Annotated in this window: 6 protein-coding genes; all 6 read right to left on the bottom strand. The window is 30.3% G+C overall.

Features of this window, described 5'->3' with window-relative positions; genetic code table 11:
- Nucleotides 1-256 (bottom strand): hypothetical protein (locus tag BGI33_RS02995; RefSeq protein WP_218965114.1); only part of this gene is annotated, 256 nt, incomplete at its 3' end.
- A 116-nt stretch (nucleotides 257-372) separates the two neighbouring features.
- Nucleotides 373-984, bottom strand: a complete 612-nt coding sequence (locus tag BGI33_RS02990; RefSeq protein ID WP_144235339.1) for a hypothetical protein — start codon at nucleotides 982-984, stop codon at nucleotides 373-375.
- A 16-nt stretch (nucleotides 985-1,000) separates the two neighbouring features.
- Complete coding sequence (locus BGI33_RS02985; RefSeq protein ID WP_257378940.1) at nucleotides 1,001-1,309, bottom strand: AHH domain-containing protein; 309 nt, start codon at nucleotides 1,307-1,309, stop codon at nucleotides 1,001-1,003.
- 15 nt (nucleotides 1,310-1,324) lie between these two features.
- A complete protein-coding gene (locus BGI33_RS02980) occupies nucleotides 1,325-1,576 on the bottom strand; it encodes an RHS repeat-associated core domain-containing protein (protein WP_257378941.1) in 252 nt (83 codons plus the stop codon).
- A gap of 139 nt (nucleotides 1,577-1,715) precedes the next feature.
- Nucleotides 1,716-2,084, bottom strand: a complete 369-nt coding sequence (locus BGI33_RS02975) for a hypothetical protein (RefSeq protein ID WP_100089897.1) — start codon at nucleotides 2,082-2,084, stop codon at nucleotides 1,716-1,718.
- Nucleotides 2,081-2,701, bottom strand: a 621-nt coding sequence (locus BGI33_RS02970) for an RHS repeat-associated core domain-containing protein (RefSeq protein WP_144235338.1), incomplete at its 5' end; no start/stop codon positions are given. The genes BGI33_RS02970 and BGI33_RS02975, both read right to left, overlap by 4 nt.

The raw sequence follows: 2,701 nt of genomic DNA, 5'->3' as shown, positions 1-2,701 counted from the left end.
TTAAATCACCTTTAATGGTTAAATTGTCGGGTAATTTCTTAATTTTTATAGACTCTAAATTTAAACTGCCTCCAATAAACAAATTTTCAGGCAATTCATTAATATAGCTATATCTTAAATCTAAATCACCACTGATAGATAAATTTTCAGGTAGTGATTTGATTACTGTAGAATTTAAATCTAAATTATCCTTAATATAAATATTTTTATTTTCTATGCTATATTTTATATTTCTATCATTTAAAAAAGTAATCAAAACTTATCTCCTTAAAACGTAATTAATAATTACAATTGAATGTTATCTATTTTACATGTTATTTAATTTAAAATGCTAAAATAATAATGATTAATTTTAATTAAAACCCAATTATTTTATGGATAGCGCTGAACCTCGTAACCATTAGGATATTTAAGAATTATTTTATTTAACTCACCATGGTTATATTCAAAACATGTTTTAAAAAATGTAAGTTCAGTTTGTTCATGTTCTTTACATTTAACATTTATTTCGACTAAAATATCATCATTATAAATATACTCCCAAATAGCGTATCCGTATGTAGCATAGGTTACCCAATAATTTGGTCGCTCTTTTATACCTATTAATAATGAAACATTTCCAACTCCACTATTACCACTTCCAAAATAAATTGATTCAATACAATTTCCACGATAAAAATAATATTCTCTATTAATAAAGTTATCAGTTTCTCCGTAGTTTTCAGTTAATAAAATTTTATTTTCACTATTAAAATAATACACGTAAGTATTATCAATTACTTTAGGAAGCACTTTTAAATCTCTACCTTTTTTAAAACCTGCTTGTTGAAAATCAAAAGGTTTGATATTAAAACTAGGACCTTTAGAAATTTTTTTATATGCATAGCTTGACATAACAGTCTGAAAATACTCACTCTCTATCTTTGCAGAAGATAGCATAATTTCTTCATATTTTTTCTTAAGAATTTTTAATTCATTAATCATATTTAATTCACCTAACTTAATATTTAAATGTACCGTTTGATAATTCATTAGCAATCTTATTTAATTCCTTTTTAAAGTCTGCAGCATTGTCTATATCTTTAAGCCTATTAAATACATTATTTGTATATTCCTTTGTATGAACCTTTGAGTGAGCAACTGCTTGTGTATTTGCATTATCCTTTACTTTCGTAGAAGTTGGTAAGTAAACACCATTATCAGCTGAATTTATTTCGAAACCCAATGATTTCATCTTTTGTCTAAGTTTTTGCATTTTATCATTTTTTGAATTAGACATAATAATATGATGTGCTGAATTTTTATACAGAGGCTCAATTTTACCTTAAAATTTCATATTTTTACGTAATTTTGCGGCATCAGATCCACAGCTCAACCCCCACGGATCAATCCAAGTCAACCCGTTAGGCGCATACTGATACAGATTAAACCCACCCAGCAGCCCAATGGGGTCTGGCTGGGTAAAGCGGTCTATATCCGGATCATAATACCTGAAAGTATTGTAATGTAAGCCGGTTTCTCTGTCTAAATATTGTCCCTGATATCTGAGATTCTGCTCTACTGATTCATATTCAATTTCCTGAATCCGTTTCCCTCCAAGTTGGTAGCTGTATTCCCTTTGCCTTCGCTGTCTAGTTGATACAGTTTAATACATTGAATAAAATGGGCTAACTAATTTATTAGAGATAATTAAAATTTTTATTCTTTTGTACTAATTATATTGGAAATTTTTTATTTTTATAGGCTGACCACAAGTGCGTAATAGCCCAATTATTATATTCCCTAGCAATAAAACTCTTAGCTATTATCTCAATATCGTCAGAAATTCGGGAAGATATTTCAGAATTATTAATTATTTTAAAAGATTGTTTAAAAGCCTTTTCTCGTAACATATCAATAAATTTAATTTCATCCATTTTAAAACTATACATTTTCAAAGAATTAAAGACACTCATCCACTGGTTATCAAATTTAGGTTCATCTCTTAGATCCAATGCATTATCTACGTCTAATAATTTTAAAAAATCGAAATTTGTTAGAACAGATAAATAATCATCAATTTCGATAAGATTTTTGTTATTCATTTCATTAGTCCTTGTTCTTTAAGCCAACTTTCCATTAAGTCGACAGCTTTAGATGGTGTTACATTAGTGCCTAAATTATAAGTCCCATTTGGTGATTTGACATCTACTTTGATGTCATCTAAGCCTGAATATGCTTTACGATATGCATCAAACAGTTGTTTATCTGAACCTATAAAATCGCCTTGTCGTGGTCCAATAATCTCTCTTTCTGCATTATGTAAGCGCCAGTGATCATGCTCAGGATTTTTCCCCTTAGGGAATAAAGTAGGTCGAGTCTTATCAGATCGGGAAACTTCAAATGTACGGCCTTTGGATTTACGAACAGCAGGCACATGATGCCCTGATGATTTTACACCCATGCATTTTTTACTCAGGCCCCACGGATCAATCCAAGTCAACCCATTAGGCGCATACTGATATAGATTCAATCCGCCAGCTAAACCAATCGGGTCTGGCTGAGTAAATCTACCTATATCCGGATCATAATACCTGAAAGTATTGTAATGTAAGCCGGTTTCCCTGTCTAAATATTGTCCCTGATATCTGAGGTTTTGCTCTACTGATTCATGTTCGATTTCATGAATCCGTTTACCCCATAACTGAAAGCTGCATTCCCA

Origin of the sequence: Snodgrassella alvi (assembly GCF_002777425.1) — a bacterium.
GTDB lineage: Bacteria > Pseudomonadota > Gammaproteobacteria > Burkholderiales > Neisseriaceae > Snodgrassella > Snodgrassella alvi_B.
Note: the sequence above shows the minus strand (reverse complement) of the source record. Positions and strands in the feature narration are given on the sequence as shown.